General features: G+C 33.8%; 25 protein-coding genes and 1 pseudogene. 18 read left to right on the top strand and 8 right to left on the bottom strand.

All coding sequences use genetic code 11. The features are described 5' to 3' along the window. Positions 1-6 precede the first annotated feature (6 nt). From NQZ71_RS13105 to NQZ71_RS13080, 6 genes are all read left to right on the top strand, one after another. Positions 7-825, top strand: a complete 819-nt coding sequence (locus tag NQZ71_RS13105; protein ID WP_317010790.1) for a phage tail family protein — start codon at positions 7-9, stop codon at positions 823-825. Between the two features lie 8 nt (positions 826-833). Further along, positions 834-2,570: a phage tail protein gene (locus NQZ71_RS13100; RefSeq protein ID WP_317010789.1), complete on the top strand. Its 1,737-nt coding sequence runs from the start codon at positions 834-836 to the stop codon at positions 2,568-2,570. Next, a complete protein-coding gene (locus NQZ71_RS13095; protein WP_317010788.1) occupies positions 2,567-5,122 on the top strand; it encodes a peptidase G2 autoproteolytic cleavage domain-containing protein in 2,556 nt (851 codons plus the stop codon). Before NQZ71_RS13100 ends, NQZ71_RS13095 begins: the two co-directional genes overlap by 4 nt. A gap of 12 nt (positions 5,123-5,134) precedes the next feature. After that, a complete protein-coding gene (locus NQZ71_RS13090; RefSeq protein WP_317010787.1) occupies positions 5,135-8,107 on the top strand; it encodes an SGNH/GDSL hydrolase family protein in 2,973 nt (990 codons plus the stop codon). A 61-nt stretch (positions 8,108-8,168) separates the two neighbouring features. Next, positions 8,169-8,483: a hypothetical protein gene (locus tag NQZ71_RS13085; RefSeq protein WP_317010786.1), complete on the top strand. Its 315-nt coding sequence runs from the start codon at positions 8,169-8,171 to the stop codon at positions 8,481-8,483. 21 nt (positions 8,484-8,504) lie between these two features. Beyond that, positions 8,505-9,218 carry a peptidoglycan-binding protein gene (locus tag NQZ71_RS13080; RefSeq protein ID WP_317010785.1) on the top strand — a complete coding sequence of 238 codons (714 nt, stop codon included), beginning with the start codon at positions 8,505-8,507 and terminating at the stop codon, positions 9,216-9,218. Positions 9,219-9,281: 63 nt separating this feature from the next. On the opposite strand, the gene NQZ71_RS13075 is transcribed toward NQZ71_RS13080, so the two are convergent. The 5 genes from NQZ71_RS13075 to NQZ71_RS13055 all read right to left on the bottom strand — a co-directional run bounded on the left by NQZ71_RS13075 (position 9,282) and on the right by NQZ71_RS13055 (position 11,448). Next, positions 9,282-9,788: a PH domain-containing protein gene (locus NQZ71_RS13075; protein ID WP_317010784.1), complete on the bottom strand. Its 507-nt coding sequence runs from the start codon at positions 9,786-9,788 to the stop codon at positions 9,282-9,284. 167 nt (positions 9,789-9,955) lie between these two features. After that, positions 9,956-10,183: a helix-turn-helix transcriptional regulator gene (locus NQZ71_RS13070; protein WP_317010783.1), complete on the bottom strand. Its 228-nt coding sequence runs from the start codon at positions 10,181-10,183 to the stop codon at positions 9,956-9,958. Further along, positions 10,180-10,542, bottom strand: a complete 363-nt coding sequence (locus tag NQZ71_RS13065; RefSeq protein ID WP_317010782.1) for a YhjD family protein — start codon at positions 10,540-10,542, stop codon at positions 10,180-10,182. The genes NQZ71_RS13070 and NQZ71_RS13065 overlap by 4 nt, the downstream gene beginning before the upstream one ends. 73 nt (positions 10,543-10,615) lie before the next feature. Further along, a complete protein-coding gene (locus NQZ71_RS13060) occupies positions 10,616-11,200 on the bottom strand; it encodes a hypothetical protein (protein WP_317010781.1) in 585 nt (194 codons plus the stop codon). A 35-nt stretch (positions 11,201-11,235) separates the two neighbouring features. Continuing rightward, positions 11,236-11,448, bottom strand: a complete 213-nt coding sequence (locus NQZ71_RS13055) for a helix-turn-helix transcriptional regulator (protein WP_317010780.1) — start codon at positions 11,446-11,448, stop codon at positions 11,236-11,238. A gap of 271 nt (positions 11,449-11,719) precedes the next feature. Between NQZ71_RS13055 and NQZ71_RS13050 the strand changes: the two genes are divergently transcribed. The 4 genes from NQZ71_RS13050 (at position 11,720) to NQZ71_RS13035 (ending at position 15,791) form a co-directional block, all read left to right on the top strand. Next, positions 11,720-13,036: an FtsK/SpoIIIE domain-containing protein gene (locus NQZ71_RS13050; protein ID WP_317010779.1), complete on the top strand. Its 1,317-nt coding sequence runs from the start codon at positions 11,720-11,722 to the stop codon at positions 13,034-13,036. Next, entirely contained in the window at positions 12,957-13,568 is a 612-nt protein-coding gene (locus NQZ71_RS13045; protein WP_317010778.1) for a replication-relaxation family protein, read from the top strand. Before NQZ71_RS13050 ends, NQZ71_RS13045 begins: the two co-directional genes overlap by 80 nt. Before the next feature lie 69 nt (positions 13,569-13,637). Further along, complete coding sequence (locus NQZ71_RS13040) at positions 13,638-14,078, top strand: TrbC/VirB2 family protein (RefSeq protein WP_317010777.1); 441 nt, start codon at positions 13,638-13,640, stop codon at positions 14,076-14,078. Positions 14,079-14,171: 93 nt separating this feature from the next. Then, complete coding sequence (locus tag NQZ71_RS13035) at positions 14,172-15,791, top strand: Ig-like domain-containing protein (protein ID WP_317010776.1); 1,620 nt, start codon at positions 14,172-14,174, stop codon at positions 15,789-15,791. 114 nt (positions 15,792-15,905) lie between these two features. Here the strand turns inward: NQZ71_RS13035 and NQZ71_RS13030 are convergent, their stop codons facing one another. After that, entirely contained in the window at positions 15,906-16,376 is a 471-nt protein-coding gene (locus NQZ71_RS13030) for a restriction endonuclease (RefSeq protein WP_317010775.1), read from the bottom strand. Positions 16,377-17,004: 628 nt separating this feature from the next. Between NQZ71_RS13030 and NQZ71_RS13025 the strand changes: the two are divergent. Both NQZ71_RS13025 and NQZ71_RS13020 read left to right on the top strand, forming a co-directional pair. Further along, positions 17,005-17,106 (top strand): annotated as a pseudogene (locus NQZ71_RS13025) (YneF family protein); the annotation flags it as partial. A gap of 417 nt (positions 17,107-17,523) precedes the next feature. After that, the gene (locus tag NQZ71_RS13020) at positions 17,524-17,739 is read left to right on the top strand and encodes a hypothetical protein (protein WP_127741345.1); all 216 of its coding nucleotides are present in this window, start codon (positions 17,524-17,526) and stop codon (positions 17,737-17,739) included. A gap of 492 nt (positions 17,740-18,231) precedes the next feature. Here NQZ71_RS13020 and NQZ71_RS13015 read toward each other — a convergent pair whose 3' ends face one another. Further along, positions 18,232-18,405, bottom strand: a complete 174-nt coding sequence (locus NQZ71_RS13015) for a Spo0E family sporulation regulatory protein-aspartic acid phosphatase (protein WP_317010774.1) — start codon at positions 18,403-18,405, stop codon at positions 18,232-18,234. Positions 18,406-18,647: 242 nt separating this feature from the next. Between NQZ71_RS13015 and NQZ71_RS13010 the strand changes: the two genes are divergently transcribed. The 6 genes from NQZ71_RS13010 to NQZ71_RS12985 all read left to right on the top strand — a co-directional run bounded on the left by NQZ71_RS13010 (position 18,648) and on the right by NQZ71_RS12985 (position 23,917). Continuing rightward, positions 18,648-19,355: a cytochrome c biogenesis protein CcdA gene (locus NQZ71_RS13010; RefSeq protein WP_275005391.1), complete on the top strand. Its 708-nt coding sequence runs from the start codon at positions 18,648-18,650 to the stop codon at positions 19,353-19,355. 157 nt (positions 19,356-19,512) lie between these two features. After that, entirely contained in the window at positions 19,513-19,872 is a 360-nt protein-coding gene (locus NQZ71_RS13005; RefSeq protein WP_127741339.1) for a response regulator, read from the top strand. 140 nt (positions 19,873-20,012) lie between these two features. Further along, positions 20,013-20,483 (top strand): CcdC family protein, encoded by a 471-nt coding sequence (locus tag NQZ71_RS13000; RefSeq protein ID WP_144454802.1) that lies wholly within the window; start codon positions 20,013-20,015, stop codon positions 20,481-20,483. A gap of 539 nt (positions 20,484-21,022) precedes the next feature. Further along, the gene (locus NQZ71_RS12995; protein ID WP_275005394.1) at positions 21,023-21,580 is read left to right on the top strand and encodes an isochorismatase family protein; all 558 of its coding nucleotides are present in this window, start codon (positions 21,023-21,025) and stop codon (positions 21,578-21,580) included. A gap of 26 nt (positions 21,581-21,606) precedes the next feature. Next, positions 21,607-22,170, top strand: a complete 564-nt coding sequence (locus NQZ71_RS12990; RefSeq protein WP_394374108.1) for a hypothetical protein — start codon at positions 21,607-21,609, stop codon at positions 22,168-22,170. A 301-nt stretch (positions 22,171-22,471) separates the two neighbouring features. Then, positions 22,472-23,917 (top strand): DEAD/DEAH box helicase, encoded by a 1,446-nt coding sequence (locus tag NQZ71_RS12985; RefSeq protein ID WP_144454804.1) that lies wholly within the window; start codon positions 22,472-22,474, stop codon positions 23,915-23,917. Positions 23,918-24,082: 165 nt separating this feature from the next. On the opposite strand, the gene NQZ71_RS12980 is transcribed toward NQZ71_RS12985, so the two are convergent. Beyond that, positions 24,083-24,343: a phage holin family protein gene (locus NQZ71_RS12980; protein WP_260054000.1), complete on the bottom strand. Its 261-nt coding sequence runs from the start codon at positions 24,341-24,343 to the stop codon at positions 24,083-24,085. Positions 24,344-24,371 lie beyond the last annotated feature (28 nt).

Genomic DNA, 24,371 nt, shown 5'->3' with positions numbered 1-24,371 from the left:
TCGATAATGTATTTAACTATCTTGAAAGAAAACCGCACTATCGATCATCGTGATTTCGGAGTCGAATTGCTGGATTTCAGAAAATCTTCTTTAAGTGCAACTAATAATTACGAAACTGTTGAAGGTAGACATGGACTAATTTCAACTGGAACTGTTTGGGGAGGGAGAAAGCTTACAGCTGACTTTCTCATTAAAGCGGCAGATCATCTTGATTTAGTTTTGTTAACAGATGAGTTAATGGATTTATTTTCAACAGAAGAAGAGTTAGGCTTAATCGATAGTAGACAACCAGGTAAAGTATGGTATGTAAAGGTTGATGGTGAATTTATTCCAGAGGTAATAAACCATAAGACTTCAAGAGTTTCCATTGATTTTATTTCTTCATCACCTTTTTGCAAATCTCTTGGTAGTACCTTGTCTAATCCAATTGATTTCAATAATGATGAGTGGCAAGGAATTGGAGGAGGAATAGACTTTGAAAATGATGCTCTGTATACATTTAAGTCTTCCACTTTCAAAGTTTTTAATGGCGGTATAGCTGTTGACCCAAAGCAATTACCTTTAGTGATTACCTTTAAGGGGTCATCTAATCAATTACAAATCAAAAATACGACAACTGGTGATGTGTTTAGTTATAAAGGAACTACAAAGGCAACTGATACGATTGAATTGAATCGAGTAAGGCATTTGAAGAATGGAATAAGTATTTTTGCTGATACCAATCATAAACGAATCACATTAGCTCCCGGTTGGAATGAATTTGAATTAGTCGGAGCAAGTGGTGCGTTTGAAATATCGTTTGATTTTAATTTCTGGTACAAGTAGGTGAGGGTATGAAGGACAGTGAGTTATTAATTATAAAAGACAGAAAAGGAAATACAGAGCCTTTATACGGCTTTACTTGTACTTTGAAAGAAGGAGAACAAGGTGCAAAAACACTAAGTGTCTCTGGGACTAAATCAGAGGAAAATGAAATTGGTTTCGATATGATTCAACAGAGAAATTACTTCGTTTATAAGAATGAGGAATACATAATAAAAAAAGTAGGCAGAAGAGTAACAGGTGAACGAGTTAAGATTGATTGTTCAAATGAACATAGATTTTTCGATGATTTAAAAAGAAAAAGGATTTATGAAACCATAAAAGGCTCATTTAGTCCTTATTACTTACTTGATATGGTATTTAAAGATACTGGCTATACATACGTGCTCAATCCGGAAACACTACCTGAATTACTCGATTATGAAGACTTTGGTGGCAATAACAATTTAGCTTTGTTTCAAGAAATTATTGGTGATCTTGGTGCCGAGTTTGATTATACATCTGGAGTTGTTCATATAGCATCGAAGTTAGGTATCGTAACAGAAAAGCAATTTCTACATAAATTCAATATTAATGATATCAATGAAGATACAGACTCAAGTAACTTTGCTACGTATATTAGAGGATATGGAAAACCAAAAGAAGAGAAAGATGTTAGCTCTAATAAATCCATTCCTTATGAATCGAAAACAGGAACCTATTATACAGAATCAACTCAAAATAAACCTGCTACTAAGGAAATTGGAGCTACTTTTAGTTTCAAGTTCACTGGTACAGGTTTTTCTTTTAGAACAATCGTCCACAAAATGGGTGGTAAATGGGAATTCGCTATAGGTGATACGAACAAAACGATTACAACATATTCCAAAGAAGAAGCATCTGAACAAACAATTGAGGTTGTTAGAGGGTTAGAAAGTAAGGAGTATTCCGTCAAAGCAACATTTAAAAAGGACACTGACAATCCCAACACTAAAGTTAAAAACTCTATTCCTTTTAATTATTTATTAGACGGTAACATCATTACCCTATTTAGGCAGTTGGAAGGTGATGAACAGTATACCTGTGTTACAGAGTACACATCTCCTTTAGCAGAGGAATATGGGATTGTAGAAGCTGAGCCATTGTTTTCAGACACTATTACGAATGCAACAGTTTTATACGAAACACTTAAAAAAGGACTTTATGATTCTTGGGATATTTCTTTATCACTCACAGCGCAAGAATTGGTTGAGATGGGTTTATCAGATATCAACAGATTAGATTATGCTTACTGTATTTTAGATCCTTTAAACGTGGATTTACAGTTACGTATTGTAGAAAAAGAAAGTTATTCCGATCCCAATATTTCACCTAAGTTTACATTTGGAACAATTAAGAAAAAGGGAACGGATATTATAGCAAGTCTATCCACTAGTTCACAAACCATTAGTAAAGTCGTGGATTCAAAAACAGGACAGATTAAAGAGTCTGCCTTAAGTGGAACGATGGTATTTAATCTTGCTTATGCCATAGGGGTATTAGCAGCAAACAAAGTAAGAATAGGAGCTGGAACAATCTTTGAAGATGGATATGATCCAAGAGAAATAGCAGCTGGTGTTACTGGGTTAGCTGATGAAACCTCAGACGGATTATTATCCAGCGAGGACTTTGTAAAAATAAGCAAAATTATCGTAGGTGAGGAAGTGGTAGATCTGCAAAACCTCATGGAAAGATTAGAAGCATTAGAAAATGGAGGTGGTACAACTTGAAATTTAATTACGGACAGATAGGAACAGAGACCACTAGAGTATTCAGGAACTTAGTTAATAAAGTTTTTGGTGATATTGAAGACGACATGAAATCTGTATCTGAAAGCATTGAAAACACGAATACACGTATATCAAATCTAATCTTGAGTAGTTCGAGCTTTCCTGAAATTGTGGATGCAAGACAGGATGTAGAAGGTGTTATTAATCTTTCGCTGAAGGAACGTCTAGATAAAGAATACAATAAATTGCTTTCAAAAATTAAAAGAACAGTTTACGTTACTGATTTTGGAGCAGACCCTACTGGAGAAACAGAAAGTACAGAAGCTTTCAGCAAAGCATTTGGTACAGGTAAAGTAAGAGTTGTTGTACCGGCAGGAACTTATGTTGTAAAAGGACTTAAAATTCCATCTTGGGTTGAACTTGTTGGTGATGGTATTGGACGAACAATAATCATATTGCATGAAGATACTCCAGCAAGTGAATGGGTAATTACGAACCAAGACTACGTAAATGGCAATAGAAATATTTCCGTCAAAGGTATGACCTTAGATTGGAACAAAACAAGGCAGGGTGGAGTAAGTGCGACAGGTGGACAACATTCAAGTTGCTTAACTCTTGCTAAAGTTAGATTTGCATGGATTAAAGAAGTTGAGGGAATCAACTCTGGATTACATAGCTTTGATATCACTGCACCTACATATGACCATTTACCGGATACAGACTACACAAAAGATGGTTGTCGCTTTGTCTGGATAGATAATTGTATCGGTTCTGGATACGGTGATGATGGTATTACCACTCATTATAGTGAATACATTTGGATTTCAAATAGCCAATTTAGTGCGCCAGCAGGAGATGCTCATGAAGACGGTGTTTCCAATAGTAATGGTATTGAAATTGATGACGGTTCTAAGCATGTATGGGTAATCAATAACTTCACAAGTGGAAACATCCGAGGTGTTGAAGTTAAAGCTCATACAGAATGGGCTGCAGCACAAGATGTTCATATCATCGGACATATATCATATCAAGATGTACGAGCTTATGATTTTAGACATATCGGGCATCACACTGTAGAAGATCCGGATTCAACAACTGCTTATGATGTTGAAATGACTAACTGTACAGCGATTGAACCAGTATTTAATGATTTGTATGCAGGTTTAACACCGAGAGCATTAACTATTTCTGCATATGTGAATGTAAACATATCAGGATTTACTGCAATTGGAGATCCTAATTATGATTATGGAGACAATCCGGTAATAGCAGTTCAATATAAGTCAAGAAACATTGGATTACATAACTTTAATATTCGTGGATTTAAGAAAGCTAGTGCCGATATTCGTTTAATTGGTGGAGATCAGAAAACTGACAACATAAATATTAGCAATATCCAAATTTATAAATCTGCTAAGATAGGTATCGCTATTGGGTCAGCTATTTATCATGTGAACCTTACAAACATTACAATGGTCGGTGAGAATGGACAAGTTGGTTTATCGAGTGTAAATTCTCAGGACAGTATTGTTGGTGTACATGCTGAAGGCTACACATTAGCAGCATCTATTGCAGGTAACGATTATGTTGACTTCGTACCTAATAATGTTAAAGGTGGTACTAGGATTGCTAGTACAAGTGGATACGCAAAAACAGAAACATCAAGCGTAATATCCTCCACATCTGATAGCAAGGCAACTGGTGATAAAACAGCAGTAATAGCATCTTCTAACTCTGAAGCTATTGGTGAAGGAAGTGTTATCATCGCTTCTAGTGGTGATTCAAAAACTGAAGGTGGTCGTGATGCCATTATCGGTTCAAACAACTCCAAGACAACAGGAAGTGCAGAGAACGGTAAGCTTATCCTAGCCAGTAATGGAGTAGTTAATGATAACAACTATTCTGTGAGAGGTGGATATGGAGATTCAACCAATCCCTCAACAGGAAATACAAAATGGGAATTGGACTCTATATCAGGAACAGGTAAGTTTACTGGAGCTGTAACTGGAGCATCTTCATTTAGTGATTATGCTGAGTATTTTGAATCAACCAATGGTGAAAAGATCGATAGTGGTTTTATTGTCACATTAGATAACGGTAAGATTCGGAAGGCTAATGATGGAGAAATGCCTTTAGGAGTAATCTCTGAAACTGCAGGTAATATCTTAGGTCAAGCAACATTCTATTGGCAAAACCGATATTTAACAAATGAATTCGGTGGATTGATTCTTGAAGAGAAGGTTATTCAAATCAAGAAAGATGAAACTGATGATGTGATATTTGAGCACCACATGCTTCCAGTGGAAAACCCTGCTTGGGACAGCAATGCAGAATACATCTCACGAGAAAATCGTGATGAATGGCATGTTGTAGGATTGTTAGGTCAAATTAGGGTTCGAATTGACGAAACTGTTAAAGAAAATGGATTTATAGGGCCGAATGAAGGAATAGGAACATTTAGTGATACAGGATATAAAGTTATGGAAATTACAACACCATACGATGAAGAAAAGGGTTACGGTGTAGCCATTTGTTTTGTTCATCCTATGTAGGAAGGTGAATTTATGGAAAAAAATGTAGATTTGAAATTTAACATATCAGTAACAGCGCAACAGTATACAGGTACTAATGTACGTTTTTCCACACAAGATGAAGGTTCAGCTAAGCTGACCTTCTTTTTATTTAAAGACGGTGTAGAACTTCCGTTAAATGCAGCTACAGGCAAAATGGTTATGAAAATGGCAGATGGAAGTAAATTTGTTGTAACAGTTACTATTGTTGATAAAGTTAAAGGTATTGCGGAATACAAATTAACTACAGAACAATTAAAATATTATGGAGTAGTTGTATCTGAACTGTATCTAAACTATGAAAATGGACAAAGTATTTCTGTCCATCGATTTAGTTTTACTATTGAACAAGCATTAATAGATCAAGACATACCAGTGCTAACTGAGTATTACGTCAACGATTTTGAAGAATTAAAGGCTTCTATTATCGATATGGCAGAAGAAACTTATGAAGTAATTCGAACTGTCGAGGGAAATCTAGAGGAAGCGAAGGATTTAGCTGAAGAAACCATCTCATTAATTACTGATAATCAAGCTGTTAAAAAGGTCGATTACAATGTAGATAAAGATTACACCAATGCTGAATTAGCAACTAAGGCAGAACAAGCCTTTGTGGAAACTATGCTCGCAAACGTAGTAAGTGGTGCTCCTAAGGGAGTATATACGACTCTGACTGCTTTAAGAAATGCATTTCCAACAGGCACACAAGGGGTATTCTTGGTTTTAGCTGATGGGCATATCTATTATTGGAATGATACCGCATGGTCAGATGCCGGCATTTATCAAGGTGTAAAGTTAGGCAATGGAACATTAGGGCTGGATGCATTTTCTAGCCAAGGTAAGCTGTTAAGAAATTACCCATTAGCAGGTAATGCTAACAGTTTACGGATATCCGATGGTGGAGGAAAGATGTATGCTGGAGCTAATATTCACCAATTGTTCTTCATAGGTAAATACGACAGGTATTATATTCGCTCTTTCTTCAGTAAACATAGTTCAGATAGCAGTCGTGAAATTTCGATAAGAGATAAAGACGGAAATGAAGAATTTAAGTTTCATGCTGATCCGATGTTAGATACAGATGGAAATTTCGTTTACCCTGACAAGGAATTTTGCCAACTTACTTTAAATGGCGAAGTCAGAGGTTTTGCTGTAATTAGCTGGACAGGTGTTGACAATGTTGCGGATTATACATTTGCAGATACTGAATTACACGCAAGTTGTTTCGTTAATATCAACAAGATTGCAAGCTTTCTCCCAGACGGATTTGTTAAATCCACAAGTAAGTTAGCGGATAAAATTGTCACTATTGATAAAATGGCGAATAACTCTGTTGCCGCAGATCAAGTTGTTAATGATAGCATGACAACACGCAAATTCGCCTTACAGACTATGGCAAGAAATTATCCGCTTGCTGGTAACGCAAATGCATTTCGTGCTTCTACAGGAGGACAAAATATTTATGCTGGGGATTGTATACATCAACTTTTTTTCGTAGGAAAGTATGACCGATATTACATAAATGCTATTTTTGGAAAACATTCATCTGATTCGCATAGACAAATAACTATTCGTGATAAGGATAGCAAAGAACGATTACAATTTAGCGCAGCAGCTACTTATGATTCGAGTGGGAATTTCATATATCCAGAAAAAGAAGTATGTCAGTTGACTGACCAGGATGGTGTAGTAAGGGGATATGCAATTATCAGTTGGGCAAAAGCTCCAAGTATCGCTGATTATGCGTTTGCTGATACAGAAATTCATGCAAGTTGTTTTGTAAACTCTACATTCTTGCAAACATTCTTACCGATACAAACTGCTCCAGCATATGACAAAGTTAATCAACGCTTGGTTTCTCCAAAAAGAATGTATGTTATTAAGGGTGAAAAATTGCCTATATACAAAAATTCAATTGTGTTTGATTCCACTAAAAACGGAGGATATGATTTAACGTTGATTACATATGATGCTGGTGGATTGAAAACGCCACTTTACTCATATGTAGGTATTCCGATATACCAATCATTCAGCGGACAAGCTACATTAGAAGGACTTAGTAATTTAGATAGTAAGCTTTCTCTTGCTGTTAGACCAGCAGGAAATACATCTAAAATATACAGATCTGATATCGGATTAACTGTTGTAGATCCTGCAACAAAGAGTGGAAAAACAGTTAATGTTATTTGCATGGGTGACTCAATTACAGAGGGTGGAGTTCCAAGATACTTAAAAAGAAGATTAGTTAGATACAACGTAACAGCAAATCTTCTAGGAACAAATCCTGATCAGTTCGGCGCGGGATATCATGAAGGATATAGCGGAAGAGCCTTAAAACAATTTATTGGTGCGAGAACAGATTGGGCATCACCATTTATGAAGTTGGCTACCGAAGCTGATAAAACTAAATATCCGAATTGGTGCTTTAGACGTACTAGTACCGCAGGGACAGAAAAATCATACACAACTGATACGGATAAAACCGGGGATTTTTACATATTTGATTTCGTGGACTACCTATCAAAAAATACATTAACAACTCCTGATATTGTTTCAATCGCATTGGGTACAAATGATTTAGCTCTTGATAAAACATGGACATATGCTAATTTCTCTAATGCTATTGAATTTGTTATTAGTCAAATCAAGTTGGCGAATACTAATATTAAAATAGGGGTCATCCCTCCCCCGACCTTCGCAAACAACGAATACGGTAATGCTAGAAATCTAGAAAACATGGTATTGGTTGAAGATTTGATTAACAAAGTAGAGACAATAAGAACAACTGTATCGAATGTTGAATTGGTTCCTGTATATGCTCATTTTAATAGAGATTACAGTTACAATACAACACAGGTAGGACAAATCGAGAAGTCAAATTTCTATGAATATGATATTTCAGATCCAGTCCACCCTTTTGCACAGAGCAGAGAAGAATACCTAAATGCTATGATTGCTTATGGATAAGATTTAATTTCAGAGTCCTTTATAGGGCTCTTTTTTATTTGCACAAGGAGGTGGAATTAAAATGGATTTTGTTCAAATCACCACAGATATTGCAAGTTCGCAGTTCGTGTGGACGATATTGTTTATTTTACTTGGTGGCTATGTCATTAGAGAAATGTACAAGCAAAACACATCTAGGGAAGAAAGAATCTTTTCGATGCATGATGAGTCAAAGGCAGAGGCTAAAGTACGTGAAGATAAGTTGATGAGACATCTAGAACGTTCAAATAAAGCTCAAGAGGAAACAGCTAAAACACTTGTGACAATTCAGGATCACATGATTAACATTGACGAGCGTGTAGGAAACCTTGAAAAAGCCAGTAAGAAAGCAAACTAATTTAAAAGGAGATGTTTAATAATGGATTTCACACCTACATATCATGAAAGAAACTTGGAGAACATTGCCCAACTTGGAGACAACACAAAGGATAAAGCCATTGAATGGTATCAATACCTTATTGAAAATAAGATTGACATATTGATCTATGAAACTATTCGTTCTGAAGCAACTCAGAAAGCAAATTTTGCTAAAGGTGCTTCTCAAACAATGAAGTCTTATCATATTGTTGGTCAAGCTTTAGATTTCGTACCTGTGGACGGTAAAACAACATTATGGAATGGTTATGGTTCTGCAGAAGCTAAGAAGGCAATTTCATACGCTAAGAAGCTTGGTTTTGAATGGGGTGGAGATTGGTCTAGTTTTGTTGATAAACCACATCTGGAGTATGCTTATAAAGGTTATGGAACTGATACTTTCAAAACTAAAGGTAATAAAATTACCCTAGTTACTAAGAAAGCTACAACAGTAAAGACTGAGACAAAAACAGAAACAAAAAAGACTACGTATACATTACCAACTGGTACATACAAAAAAGGAAGCAAAGGAACAGCAGTTAAACAAATCCAGGAAGCATTGAACAAACTCTACTTCAAATGTGGGACTGCTGATGGTATCTGGGGTGCTAAGACTGAGGATGCTTTGAGGCGATTCCAAAGTGTTCATTGTAACCCTGTTGATGGGATTTACGGTAAGAATACTCGTGCTGCAATGTTAAAACAATTGAATAAGTAATAAAAAAAAATAGCCCAATTCAATTTTGAGTTGGGCTTTTAACCGTCTTGAATTTCACGATAGTTAAATTTCTTCTTTATAGCTAATGTTCATCTTATTCTTAATTTCTCTAACAGCACAGCGAATTGTTTCTTTCACGTTGTTGGGATCTTTAATTCGCTTGATTGTGTAGGTAGGATGTGAAGTATCGGAACTTTGTATTTCAATATCTCCAAAACCTCCAAGCTTCTCTTTCATACCTTGTTTCACTGTTACATCTTTAATCTTGTACAGTTCAATTTCATCTTTTTTTGTGGAGATTACTCCTACTTTATTTATCAACAAACGCTCTGTAGTAAGCTCATAATTATACTGAGGAATAGATATTTCAAACTTTCCTAACATACCTTTTTTATTTTCCATTCCGAACATATGCGTTTGAAATGTTAATAATAAAGTTTCTTCTTTATTTAGCTCAACTGGCGCAGTTGTTGTTTCTATAGCTGCTGCAACTTCCCCTAATTTATAACCGCACTCAGGGCAAAACTTCATTCCTTCTGCTTTTGTGCCACATTCTGGACAAAATTTCATAGTATCACTCCTATTAATCTATGTTACTTTTATCATACAGTTAATCTCTTGAATGCATGAGTTATTCGACAAAAAAGACAAAAATAACAGGGGTTATTCCCTTGTACTATGAAGTGTGCTATATTATTCTCAAGTGCGGTGATTGCACGTTTTGCTTCTGTGGGACTCTACTTGAGTCCCTTTGTTTTAAATAAATACCTACTTGTCTTCTTTTTCTCATTAAATAACCACGCATAAAAATCCTTTTCTAAAGCCATAAACTTATTTCCAAATTTATAAACTGTGAATTCGCCTGAATACATTAGTTCATATGCTTTTTCTCTTCCTAGTCCTGTAATTTCCTTAATTTCTTTTACAGATAGTAACTCTTTTTTTCTGGGTGTATTCTCTTTCATGATTCCCTTCCTTTATGTAAAAATTCACCAAGTAGCCTTTCTGTATTATTTCTTAAATTCGCATTGTAATATCGATGAACCTCAAAGTAACCCTTGTGATAGAAATTATACTCTGTAAACAACCCATCATTCAATTCTCTTTGAACCTTCATGTTGCCTTTTCTAAGTTGGTCATTTACTTTTTTAAGCTCTCTTTGTACAAGGTTCATAGTATTTTCTATTAAGTTTAAATAAACAGTTTTAATTTTAAAATTTGATACTTCCGTTACTTTGCGATCGTACTCTAACACAGAGAGCAAGAGGGGATAGTAAATTGCTTTTTCCATGAGTAGACGATCTTTATAATTAATTTTAGTCATATTAAATCCTTCTTTAATTTCTATAACTAAAATATACAGGAACATACGTTCTTTTTTCAAGTAGGGCTAATTTTTAGTTTTCTACAGCGATTTCTGTTTTACCTTCAATCGCACCTAATACGTAAGCGGGTTCTACTTTCAATTTGTGCTCTTTATTCTTTATATCAGTAGCAAGGACATTAAAGAGCAGCCTATCTTTTCCGTCCCATTTTATAGGGGAGTCTTCAAAAATGTATTCACGATTCTCTTCTTGCCTATCAACAACTAACTTAAGGTTCATAGTGACTATACTTGAGCTGTCTAGAGTAAAGGAATAATCCTCATTATTATTGTTATTTATGTGCATCTCTGGTTGGAGAGCTAATACTCTTTCTCCCCTTTTAATGTCAATAACGACATCTTTAATTGCGGTATTTCCTTTACCATAGTTATAAATATCAACTTTAAGATCAATTAATAAGAATTCAGCTTCATCTTCATGCACATAAATTTTAACGTCTTCAATCATTTTAAAGTAGTTAATTTTTCCTCCTTTTAAATTTAACTTAACTTTTGGTTTATCTGTAATCCAATCTTTAGTTGTTGCAAGTAAAAAACCCAATAAAACACCTGCAATAGGTAAAAAATTCTTTATTGTTGTAATAATTTCTTGTTTCATGTTAGTTATCCTCTCGTATACAGCGTATTAATCTGTTATTCTTCATCTTCATTAGTTTCAATTTCCCCCAATTTATCTAATGAGATATTTAATATACGAGCGATAATAAAGGATTGTCTCAAATCAGGTTGATTTTTATTATTAACCCACCGTGAAAATGTCTGTATTGTTACTGAACACTCATTCGCCAAAAATTTATGTTTAACTCCTTTTTTATCAGCCCAATATCCTATTCTATTTTTAAACATTATATTCACCCATATATTACATTCTACACATTGATGTTAATACCTTTTAACTTATTTTATCACAAAAGTTAAAATAAATGTTAAGAGACAGGCAAGTTTTCTGTCGTTCCCTAATACACTCTACAATTCGCATCACATTTCGTTTACAAAACAGACCTACGAACAATGAAGTACTTGCAATAATGCTGTTATAACAAACTATTAGATTTCGTTTCAAAATTCGTCTCAACTACAACTATCACTTAGGTGATATCAGAGGGAGAGTGGGGAAATGTTATTCGAGATATTAACATCAAGTATCATGCTGTGTTTAGCCGGTGCAGGTCATTATTACAAAACAAATTCGATTAATGAAACTAAAAAGATTTTATTGATTGCTGATCGAGTAGGATTGTACAAAGATGATGAAAAACTTAGGATTTACAGACGAACTAGAAATAAAGAGTTCAATTACACTGAGTATGTTTTCAAAGTTCCATATGGTTTAGGATTTGAGGATTTCCAAAAGGCTTATAGTGTGTTTAAGGATGGACTTAATAATAAAAGCAAAAGACAAATTGAATTACAAAGATTCAAGGGACTTAAATTTGATAAGACTTTGTCCAAACAAATAAAGGACATTTTGGATTATAGAATGGATTTAAAAAAAGAATTGGAAATGGAATATGACGGAATGTTACGCATGAGAGTGTTTGACCACGGAATAGCGGATAGAGTTGATTACGATAAATCCATATTAAAAAGGGTGAAGAATTGGGAAGTACCTATAGGATTTACACATAAGGAATTCATTAAACACGATTTTGAAAAGATGCCAATATTACTTGTTGCCGGAATGACACGCTATGGAAAGACAGTATTTCTAAAGAATGTAGTAACAACTTTAATTCATAATGAACCAGATAATTTAAGCCTAAGTTTAGTGGATTTAAAAGGCGGGTTGTCCTTTGCGAGATATAGAAATTGCAAACAAGTCAAATCCTTAGCTAAAAATGCAAATGAAACATTAGAAACTCTTGAAGCATTGGAAAAGGAATTGATAAGACGACAGGAGTTATTTTTAAGAAATGGTTGGGAAGACATTAAAGAAGCAAACTGGAAAGAGCGCCATGTGGTAATAGTTGATGAAGGAGCTGAAATAACAGGATTTGATTCTGTTCAAAGAGACAGAGCACAGTATCTGGTTGGAGAAATCGCAAGAATAGGTGCAGGACTTGGATTCCGTTTAATATTTTGCACACAGTATCCTTTAGCATCGGTCTTTCCTAGTCAAGTTAAGGCAAATACCAGTGCCGCATTATGTTTTAAATTAAAAACGGCAACTCAAAGTGGAGTTGTATTAGATAAGAATGGTGCTGAAGATTTACCTGTTGGTATACCAGGTAGGGGAATTTATCAATCTGACCAAGAAAGGATTGTACAGTCACCATATATAGACAATTCATTCATTGACACCATAATAAAGCCACATATTACGATTAACTTCAAATCAAGGAGTGAAATCATAGATGAATCAAAAACAACTGGAGAAGATGAATCGACAGGAAAGTATATTACGATCTTTGAAGATGCTGGACTTTCTAACTAGGAGTCAGATTCAGAGAATACATGATTTAAAGAGTGACAGGAATGCTCAACGAGTACTAAAGCAGATGGAAGAGTACTTAAATGTTATCAAGGATGGAGAATACATTTATTACTTAAATGCAAAGGGCAGGGAATTAGTTGACTGTAATAAGGTGAGAAAGCGTACAGGTAACGTTCAGCATTATATCATGAGGAATCATTTGTATATTGCTTTCAGATGCCCTAAAACATGGCTGAATGAACGAAGAATAATTAGTAAAAGTGTATCTGGTAAGGAAGAAATTAAATGTGTTGCAGATGCTGTTTTCATGAAAGGTGATGCTCATTGTATTGTAGAAGTTGATAATACTCAGACAATGAAACGGAATGAAAAGAAAATTGAAAAGTATCGGATATTAAGACAGCGTAATTCTTTTGGAATGATGGCTCCACACTTCATATGGATTACCACTACAGAACATAGAAGGAAAGAATTGATTGAACTTCACAAAGGTTTAAATATACAGGTGTTTACTGTTGCTGATTTTATTTGATCGTTGATTACCATACAGGATAATGTTTGCTCAACAAGGTTTTATAACAACTATGAGGGAGAGATTAATATGCAAGCTATCGCATTTAATGAGTTCATGAGTGGAAGTTATAAGGAGAAGAAAGAAAACTTATTTCCAAAAACGGAAAAAAGAAAAGTTTTAAAGATAATGAAACGTGTAGGGACATCAATAGTAATACCGTTATTTATGGCTAAACCTGCATTCGCTGCGTCACCTTCAACCGAAGCAATACCCGTAGGAGCAGGTGAATGGATGGGCGAACAAACAATATCCGCATTAGCTCATATTTTAGATCCCATTTTAGATGTACTTGTTGCATTGTCCTTTCCAGTTGCTTCAGTAATAATAGTAGGTTCTTGTTTTTACTTCATGTTTGATAAGGCTGATAAGGCTTGGTCTCAGATTACAAGGGCTGGATTAGGGTATGTGTTGATTCAGGTTAGTCCATTGATATTGAATGTATTGAAGGAAATTGGTAATGTAATATAATATAGAAAAATATTGTAAGGAAAGTAATTACAATTTCCTGTGAAAATGGTAATATATTAATGCATTTACAATATTAGAGATGAGGTTCAATTTATGGGAGAATCACCAAGGTTTAAATTAATGAGTTTTATTTTTGGTTTAGTATGTTTTTTTATATTCTTACAACCAAATAGCTCAAATGCAGCTCCAGATGTCAATGCACCACTAGTTAGTGATGTTGAAATTGAATTACCTGATAAGGAAGTTCTTGATAATGGTGATTGGATACATGTGAGAGCAAATGTCACTGATGATATATCAGGAGTAGATACCATAAATGCTCGTTTCAAGGGTCCCTTAGAAAGTTCTTTCAACATTAAATTGCAAGCTGTGTATGATAAAGACGAACAAATTGCATATTACGAAGGCGGTTATTCTTTAAGTACTTATGATCCAAGAGGAAAATGGTATTTCGTTAGTTTGTCTGCTATGGATAGAGTGGATAATCAAAAAATTTATACGAAAGATGAGCTTGGAATAACAAATAACGTATCGTTTGATTATGGATATAAGAACGTTGAAAGCAACAAAGGATATACTACCAGCGTAACTCCTATTTTTAATGGTAATGCTTTACTAAATGGTTATGAATTTGAAAGTGGAGAAACAATAACTGAAGAAGGTCAATATATACTTAAAATTTATGAACCTAGTGGTAGTAGGATAAACGTTACCTTTTCTATTGATAGAACTGCCCCAACTTTTAGTGGTGTAGTCAATAATGGAGTATACAACAAAGATGTAACTATTAGTTTTAGCGAAGATAGAGCTTCGCTTTCATTTTACAGATACGGTGAATATGTATTGGCTGAATATAGATTACCTCAAAATTATAATTTGAAAGCAGAGGGTAAATACCATTTAGTAGTTGAAGATGAAGCAGGAAATGCGACTGATGCTTATTTTATCATTGATAAAACAGCTCCATCAATAACTAGTAGCCTTTCTACAAGTAAACCAACAAACAAAGATATCACTATTTCTGTTACAAGTAAAGATGAAGAAAATGGGTTTTCATCTTTCCCTTTTAAAACAGGTGTTGATTATGTTTTATTACCAAATGGTAAACAGGTAAAAGGCGACAAAGCAAGCTATAAAGTAACAAAAAATGGTTCATATACCTTTAAGGTTACTGATAAAGCAGGAAATATTAAATCAAAAACAGTTAAGGTAACTAATATTGATAAGACTGCTCCTAAAGTGGAAAGTTCAGTATCTACTACTAAAGCAACCAATAAAGATGTTGAAGTCAAAATAACTAGTAGTGATTCCTCCAATATAGAAAATATTACATTACCTAATAAGAAAACTGTTAAAAGCTCCAGTACAAAGTACAAGGTATCTAAAAATGGATCATATACATTCAAAGTAAAAGATAAAGCTGGTAACGTGACATCCAAGACTGTCAAAGTTTCAAATATAGATAAGTCTGCTCCTGGTAAAGCTTCAGTAAACAAAGTTACAAGTAAGTCTAAATCTGTGACAGGTAAAGCTGAGAAGAACACAACTGTTTATGTATACAAAGGATCAAAACAATTAGGCAAAGCTACAGTAAATAGCAAAGGTGCTTATACTGTTAAAATAGCTGCACAAAAGAAAAACACAAAGTTATCTGTCTATGTACAGGATAAAGCAGGTAACAAAGGTAAAGCTGTTTCAGTAACAGTTAAATAGCTAAAAAATAAAGAGATACCTCTAAAATGGTATCTCTTTTCATGTTATAAACCATATAGAAATAAGTTCCAATATAGTTTACATTCGTTGATATAAAAAGATATTAGTTTCTGATTATTTATCTGCACTTTTTAACATTAACTCCATTAAATTTAATCGACTAATTAATTCTACATTAGTTTTTATAGATAAATTATATGCGCTATCAGTAAAGTTCGAATTAGTTACTACCCACGCTTCATCACAATTATAATAATACTTACCAGAAAGTACTTCCTGAACAGCTTTATTCCCTACTTTTTTATTTTTATACCTCTTTGCTTGGACGGCTATCCTTTTTCCATTTTTATTTATAATTAGGTCAGCCCCTTGATCGCCACTAGAATTAGTCCTCACAACTTGGTAACCTAAATTCATAAATAAAGTTTGTAAAAAAATCTCAAATTCAATACCGCTCATTTGATCTATTTTCGAAATCTCTTTTTCACCTTCTATATAAAATATATACTTACTACAAATTTTACATTTTTCATTTTTTAAAGTAGTTAAATATGAACTATATGATGTATACTCTACTTTCTTCATACAGTAATAACACGATGTATCACAAATTATTTCCTCACTTGCGTAATTGCCCACAAGTGGCATTTTACATTTTAGACATTTGGAATAATATCCGTTTCCCAAGGCTTCATGCCTTGATTTACAATACTCGCAATATCTAGTGAACTTTTTTCTCAAATTGAAGATACTGTACTTACAAGAACCACATTTGATATTTTGTAATGATTTGATTTTTTTAGTATCATATATCCTGTTTTTTCGGTTACAGTTTATACATCTAATTATAGTACTCATAATTTACTCCATCTCTATATTCTCTTATTCCATTACTTTATTATACAAAAAAGTATTAATATAGATAGGACTTTTTACATAAGATATTTCAAATGTTACTATATATTAAGTACTTTTATCTCGCTTTGATCATCAACTTATTTTCCTCTTTAAGACAAAGGAAATGAAAGGGAGGATAAAGGTAAGCCGAAAGTAGAATAATTAGACCAACACCTAGTTTCTTCTATTAATATAGAAGGAAAAAGGATTAACCAAAAAACTTCAAATTATCTTTATTTGAATAGACAATCATTAAAAATAATGGTATATTTTTCTCAACAGGTAAATAGTTTTAAATTAGTTTAAAAACCCTTATGCATCAATGCTTAAAATGATGATGATGCAAATGGGAATGAAACCATCCCAAAAGAAAATCAATCAAATGATGGCTGCTATGAACAAACAACAAGGCAAATAAAAGCGCTTAAAACCCGATGATATATTAGGGTTTTAACCACTTGTATTTGATTTGTGTTTGAGATTCATCATTTTCATTAAGATAGATTGTAACTTACTTCAAAGAAAGCTTTGATTTGGTTTAACTATCATTGAAACAATTTAAAAACCACCTCTTCTATTGGGCTAAACCATTGGAAGAAGTGGTTTTTTTGCTTAAAAAGGTATACTAGGAGAGTATTAACCCATTCTTTTTTCTTCATCTATATTTTATTGCATGCAGCACCCTCCATAGTCATTCGAGTACTTCCTTTTGATCAATTAATTGATAAATCGTCCGTACACTAACTCCAACAAATTTATCGATTTGTTCGTTATTAAGAAGGAATTGTTTGTTATATTGCCGAATAGTTATAGTATAGGAGGTGTATTCAACTATATGAAAGAATATATTGTTTATTTTACTTATGGGGATAATGAAAGAAGAAGCTTAATAATTAGACATAATCATTTAAGTAATGCCACTGGTTTTATTTTGAAGAATCAATGGATTCAAGACTCGGTTTCAGGTGAGTACTTTAATTTTGATAAAGTTTTAAGTTTTTCTGTTGAAGAAGCACCGAATGAAAGAGAGAGAATCACAAGCGATTGGTAATCAGAAAAAGTAGTGTTTTTGAATTTGTTGGAAACGCTTTAAGAGCTGAGAGAATGGGACATAATTATGTGAATATGTTAAAAAAAAAGAACTATTTAATCAACCGTCGATTAAATAGTTCTTTTTTTTACGTTTTTAGTATTAATACTATAATTAAAAATCATAGTGAAATGGAGCGGAGGACACTCGACTACTAAGGGAAATAGAGGAGGCTCAGGTTCCTCCCCGCGGAAAGCGAGTGTCGGTAGCGTAATGAAACAATCTAATATCATATATAGTCACAAGCTTCAAATTTAGATGTAATTTTATTATTCTTGTTTAGAAAGTTTATCTTTTGTTTTGTCCCATCCTCTTTTTTCTTTTCTTAAGTACATATTGTCACAAAAATAGTAAAGTATTTTGTCGTATTATGCGATTGCCGGGGGAATAATCTTACTGAATTATTGCCTACGTTATTAATAAATCCCCTTTCTATATTAGAAAGGGGATTTATTAATTGGCGGTTTCCTTTTGTTTAGGGGAATCCTCCATTAGTTTATTTATTAGTACGTCAAGTTCTTGACTGCACTTTATCACAATTGGAGAAGCAAAACCATGTAATTTTGCGACTTCTAATAAGGTTTCTCTTTTTTTTTCTATTAAAAAAATCAACTGTTGATTTGACATGGTATATGTCCTTTCTAGCTTTCTGATTCGTCGCACTTAAAGGTTGATTGTTTATATGCCGGCGGATCTAGGCATCAAAAGTAGCATCTATTTTTTAACGGTTTATTAAAAAATATTGATTACTATGCATGTCTATAAATTAATTATAACGACTTTTGGAATTAAATGCAAAAAAAGCAAAGATATCATAATACAGAATGCTTGTCATATAGTATATGGATGGAGTTAGGAGGAGGGATAAGATGAGTGATATAAATTTGTTCATATCATTAGGGGCGGGGTTTTTAAGCTTTCTTTCGCCATGCTGTCTGCCGCTATATCCGGCATTTCTCTCCTATATAACAGGAATGTCTGTTGACAGTATAAAAAATAATGCTGTTTTGCGTCATAAAAATAGCCTTTTGCATACAGTCTTTTTCTTATTAGGATTTTCTACGATATTTTTTGCATTGGCATTCAGTACCTCGTTAATAGGGACGCTTTTTGGAGAGTATATGGAATTTTTAAGGAAAGCAGGCTCTATTATTATTATCCTTTTTGGTCTTATAATTTTAGAGATTATTCGTCCGAAATTTTTAATGAAGGAACGGAGATTCTCCTTTAGGGAAAGACCTGCAGGTTTTTTCGGTTCTTTTTTAATTGGGATTAGTTTTGCTGCTGGCTGGACACCATGCTCCGGACCAATAATAGGAGCAGTTTTATATTTAGCAAGCACAAATCCTGCATCTAGTATTCTCTATATGTCGGCATATATTTTAGGATTTGCCATCCCATTTCTGCTGCTATCCTTCTTCATTGGCAGCACTCCACTAATTAGACGATACAGCAGGTCGTTTATGAGAATTGGAGGAGTTTTTATGATAATAATGGGAATTATTTTGTATTTTAATGGGCTAAATGTCATAATTCGAGTGCTTTCGCCAATCTTTGGCGGCTTCCGAGGCTTTTAAATTTTTTACTTTCCTGTATAATAATAGGTAAGTAATTACATCACTGAACTAAACAAAATAGTAATTGAAAAGATCACGAAGTTTCGTTATATTGTTTAAGGTGCATTTAAATAGGTGATAAAGTATTTTGTCCGTTTTTTGTTGAGGAGGAACAGCTATGGCAAGAATATTAATTGTAGACGATGCAAAATTTATGAGATTAACACTCTTTAACATACTAAGCAAAGCAAACCATGAAGTGGTTGGAGAGGGAGAAAACGGGCTAGAGGCAATTCGTCTGTATAGAGAATTAGACCCGGATCTTGTCACAATGGACATTACTATGCCAGAAATGAGCGGACTCGAAGCAGTTAAGGAAATTAAAAAGGAATTTCCAAATGCCAAAGTCGTCATGTGTTCAGCGATGGGACAGCAAAAAATGGTAGTCGAAGCAATTGAAGCAGGCGCTAAAGATTTTATTGTAAAACCATTTGATGAAAACAGGGTATTAGAAGCTATTAATAGAGTATTGAGCTAATGTTTTAGAGTTTTGGGTATGATGTAAATCATATCCGTTTTTTATTTCTTTTAAAAATAGATAAACTTTGTTAATATAGAATAGGATAAAATGATCATCAGCAGTTTCAAGACTGCTTCAGATAAAAGGAGAGATGAGCAATGGCATCAGTCATTATTTCATCAATTATAGCTGTGTTTATGGGGACATTACTAATGGTTGTCCGGATGAAGTCAGCCAAAAAACCAGTATCAGCAAAAAAAATCATTTTGCCGCCAGTCATGATGAGCACTGGGGCACTCATGTTTATATTCCCAGTATTTGCAGTTACGAAAACGGAAATATTAGAATCCTGCATTATTGGAATGCTGTTCTCCATCTTGCTGATTAAAACATCAAGCTTTGAGATAAAAGAGAATGATATTTATTTAAAACGATCAAAAGCGTTTGTTTTTATTTTATTTGGATTACTTGCTGTACGCATCGTTGCTAAAATAATATTAAGCAGCTCCATTGATGTCGGTGCACTAAGCGGTATGTTCTGGATACTTGCCTTTTCCATGATCGTACCATGGAGAATAGCAATGCTGCTTAATTATAAAAAACTAGCTGCACAATTAAAAACAAGCTAAAACCTTATCCAAAGATGGATAAGGTTTTTTGGTGTTTAAAACATACTTACCTCCTTCTGTCTTTTTCTGTCGTAATATTTTAATAACTCACCAATAATGAAAAATAGAATGGAAATGGTAAAGGAGAACAATGTGAAAAACCATAAGATAAAAAATGGAAGAAAGCAAAAATAAGCATACAATACAAAGGAAAAAGCAATCCTTCCTTCTTGAATTTTATTAGTAATTTTTTCTATTAGAATCGAAATAGGTAACCAATAAAATAATAAACCACAGCCAATAAACAATAAACAGGTTAAGAGATCCCCAATAATATCGTCTTGCTTAATAGCTTCCTCATAAAACAATATATCAAGCGGTTGAAAAGCAGTAATAATAAAATACAGCTGCTAATAAAGTTATAAGGCATGTGCATAGTTTCCTTTTTACCATATTTGTTTCTCCTAAAAAACTTTTATTATATTTTAACAGAATTTGTAAGGTTGAAGAAAAGTATTGTAAAATAATAGTATATATTCCTTTAAAGGGGGAGAATTACATTGAACCAAGCATTACTTATTATTGATGCCCAACAAGAATTAATAGACGGATCTTTTGTAGAGAAAGGTGTACCGGAAAAAGATTTACTTATCAATAATATTAATACGGTGATAAACAAGGCTATTGATGCGAATGCATTAATTATTTTTATTAGAGACATGGATACTGCAGGTGGACAAGGACCAGGTTTTCAAATACATACAGATATTAATTTACCTGTCGACTTCCTGCTTTTTGATAAAAAAGCAACAAACCCTTTTTATGACACTCCGTTACTGCACTCTTTAAATGAAAACAAGGTGGAGCATATTATAATGATGGGCTGTAAGACAGAACATTGTGTGGATACGGCTGTAAGAACAGCAACGGTAAATCACTTTGATGTAACGCTAGTTGGTGACGGACATTCTACATCAGATTCAGCAATTCTGACGGCTGAGCAAATAATTCTCCATCATAACGAAACATTGCATGGTCATTACAACGTCGATAACTTCTCATTAGTGAGATATACACATGAGGATGTGTTTAACCCGACACATAATAATTATAGGTAGGAAATAGCTGAAAAAAGAGGTGCCATATGAAAAACAATTTCCAGCTGAAAATTATGAATCAATATTGGCTAGATAAGTCTTCGTCCGACTATGATTTATGTTCTCATGGCGAAATATATTTACAGGTGAATGATACCATAATCACCCAATCTGGCGAAGATGAGGAATGGGGAGTAAGTGAATCTGCCCTAGCATTATTAAGAACACTTAACAAAGACTATATTTGCAACTTAAATAACCTGGATAATGAGGAAGGGCTAATTTTTCATGGATGTGGTGCAATCTTAATGATGGGCTGTCCAATTTCTATCAATTGGTCTGTGAAGCATACTAATGACCAAGTACTACTATCAGATTTCGTTAAGGTTACTACAACAAGCTCCGACGAAGCAACACATTATCCAAATTTACAGATTGAATTAAATAAAGAGTATTATAAACAACAAATACTCCAGTTTGCGTTACAAGCAAAACAACTGTTTGAGACTTCACCAGCAAAAGCGTTCTTTGATGACTATGATAAACAAATGTATATAGAGTTTTGGGAAGAGTATGATCAATTATTACAAAAAGCTACGCTTAATAAATAACCAACATAAGAGGATGAAGCAAAAATAAGTTAATTTAGGTTGAAACTGAACTAGTTTATCGCATAGTTCAGTTTTTTTATTTGGTGTTTTCTGTTTAAATAGAACCTATTTTGTTTTGTTTCAGTGTTTGATCATATATGTAAAAAACAAAAGGAACTAAATCGGATTATTTTTAAAATGGAAATAGCAGCTTTTTCACCCATCTTTCAAGTATAATAAAAGGATATGTATATTTGCATAACCTATTTGTTAAAGAGAATCCTATATATATATCGAATAATTTAAAGAATGAGGTTTTTTTATGGGTAATATAAGCTTTGAGAACTATCAATTAAGTGATGAAATAAAAAGAGCACTTTCTGTACTTAAATATGAGAACCCTACAGAAGTTCAAAACAAAGTAATACCACTTGCTTTAGAAGACCATGATTTAGTAGTGAAGTCTCAAACAGGCAGTGGGAAAACAGCTTCCTTTGGTATCCCTATTTGTGAAATGGTTAAATGGGAAGAAAAAAAGCCACAAGCTTTAATTCTAACACCAACAAGGGAGCTAGCAGCTCAGGTTCGTGAGGATATTACTAATATCGGTAGATTTAAACGGATAAAAGCAATGGCAGTTTACGGAAAAGAACCATTCGCCAAACAAAAAGAAGAATTGAAGCAAAAAACACATGTAGTTGTCGGAACACCTGGACGTGTTATGGATCATATCGAAAGAGGAACATTAGTATTAGACGAGATAAAGTATCTTGTTATTGATGAAACAGATGAAATGCTAAATATGGGCTTTATTGACGAAGTGGAAGCAATTATGGAGGAACTCCCTACAAATAGAGTGACAATGGTATTTTCTGCGACATTGCCTAAGGATGTGGAAGGCCTCTGTCATAAATATATGAAAGACCCTGTTAACATCGAAATCGCTTCAAATGAGGTAACAACTAGCACAATTGATCATTATAAAATAGAAGTAAAGCAAGAAGAAAAACTTTCCTTGCTTAAAGATGTAACTATTATTGAAAATCCTGATAGCTGCATTATTTTCTGCAACACAAAGGAGCACGTTGATACTGTGTTCTCAGAATTGGAAAGAGCAAATTATTCCTGTGAAAAAATTCATGGCGGCTTAGAGCAAGAAGATCGGTTTGCGGTAATGGATGGCTTCAAAATGGGGAACTTCCGCTATCTTGTCGCAACAGATGTAGCGGCTAGAGGAATTGATGTTGATAATGTAACACTAGTTGTTAATTATGACATACCTATGGAAAGAGAGAGCTATGTCCATAGATCAGGCAGAACTGGTCGTGCCGGTAAAAAAGGGAAAGCCATTTCGTTTACAACACCATATGAAGGAAAATTCCTTAAAGCAATCCAAAATTATATTGGCTTTGAATTGACTGAAATGGAACCACCAACAAAACAGGCAGTTGCCAGCGGGCAAGCTGCTTTTGATGAGAAAATCAGTGGCCGTAGAGTGGTAAAGAATAATAAAACTGCAAGAATTAATCAAGATATTATTAAACTCCATTTTAATGGCGGGAAAAAGAAGAAAATTCGCCCAGTAGATTTTGTTGGAACTATTGCGAAAATACCTGGTGTTACGGTTGATGACATTGGCATAATTACGATTCACGATAATATGTCTTATGTTGATATTTTAAATGGAAAAGGATCATTAGTCCTCCAAGCGATGGAAAATGCAACGATTAAAGGGAAGAAGATGAAGGTTAGCAAAGCAATTAAATAAAATGGGTATGTAAGGTAAACAAAAAACTTTCAAAGATAGTGTTTTATCGATAAGGAAGTTTATTATAACAATTGTTCTATAACCATGAATAATATAAAAAAGAAGGCTTGTGCTGCTTAAAGATTTCCTAATAAGCACAAGGCTTCTTTTTCTTTAAAATAATTATTATTTTTTAAATGGCATATGCGCCATCATTTGATGTCCTAATACCGCGACTCCTGTAACTAAAATGCCGTTAATAATAGTTGATAGGTGAAAACCATTTGTCCAAGTACCGAGAATAATGGAAAATGCCAGCAAAATCCAAATAATAAGCCAATTTGGTATCAGCGGTGTTTGTTTTAGAGCATATCCTATCACCCATAGAACTGGTATAAAAATATAATAATTCTCATTAATATATGCCTTCAACAATTCCAATTCCATGTTTGCTTCCCTCCGTTAGATCCTTTGA

The sequence above is a fragment of the Niallia taxi genome, from assembly GCF_032818155.1.
Classification (GTDB): Bacteria; Bacillota; Bacilli; order Bacillales; family Cytobacillaceae; genus Niallia; species Niallia taxi_A.
The sequence above is the reverse complement of the archived record's forward strand: the minus strand, read 5'-3'. Positions and strand labels throughout refer to the sequence as shown.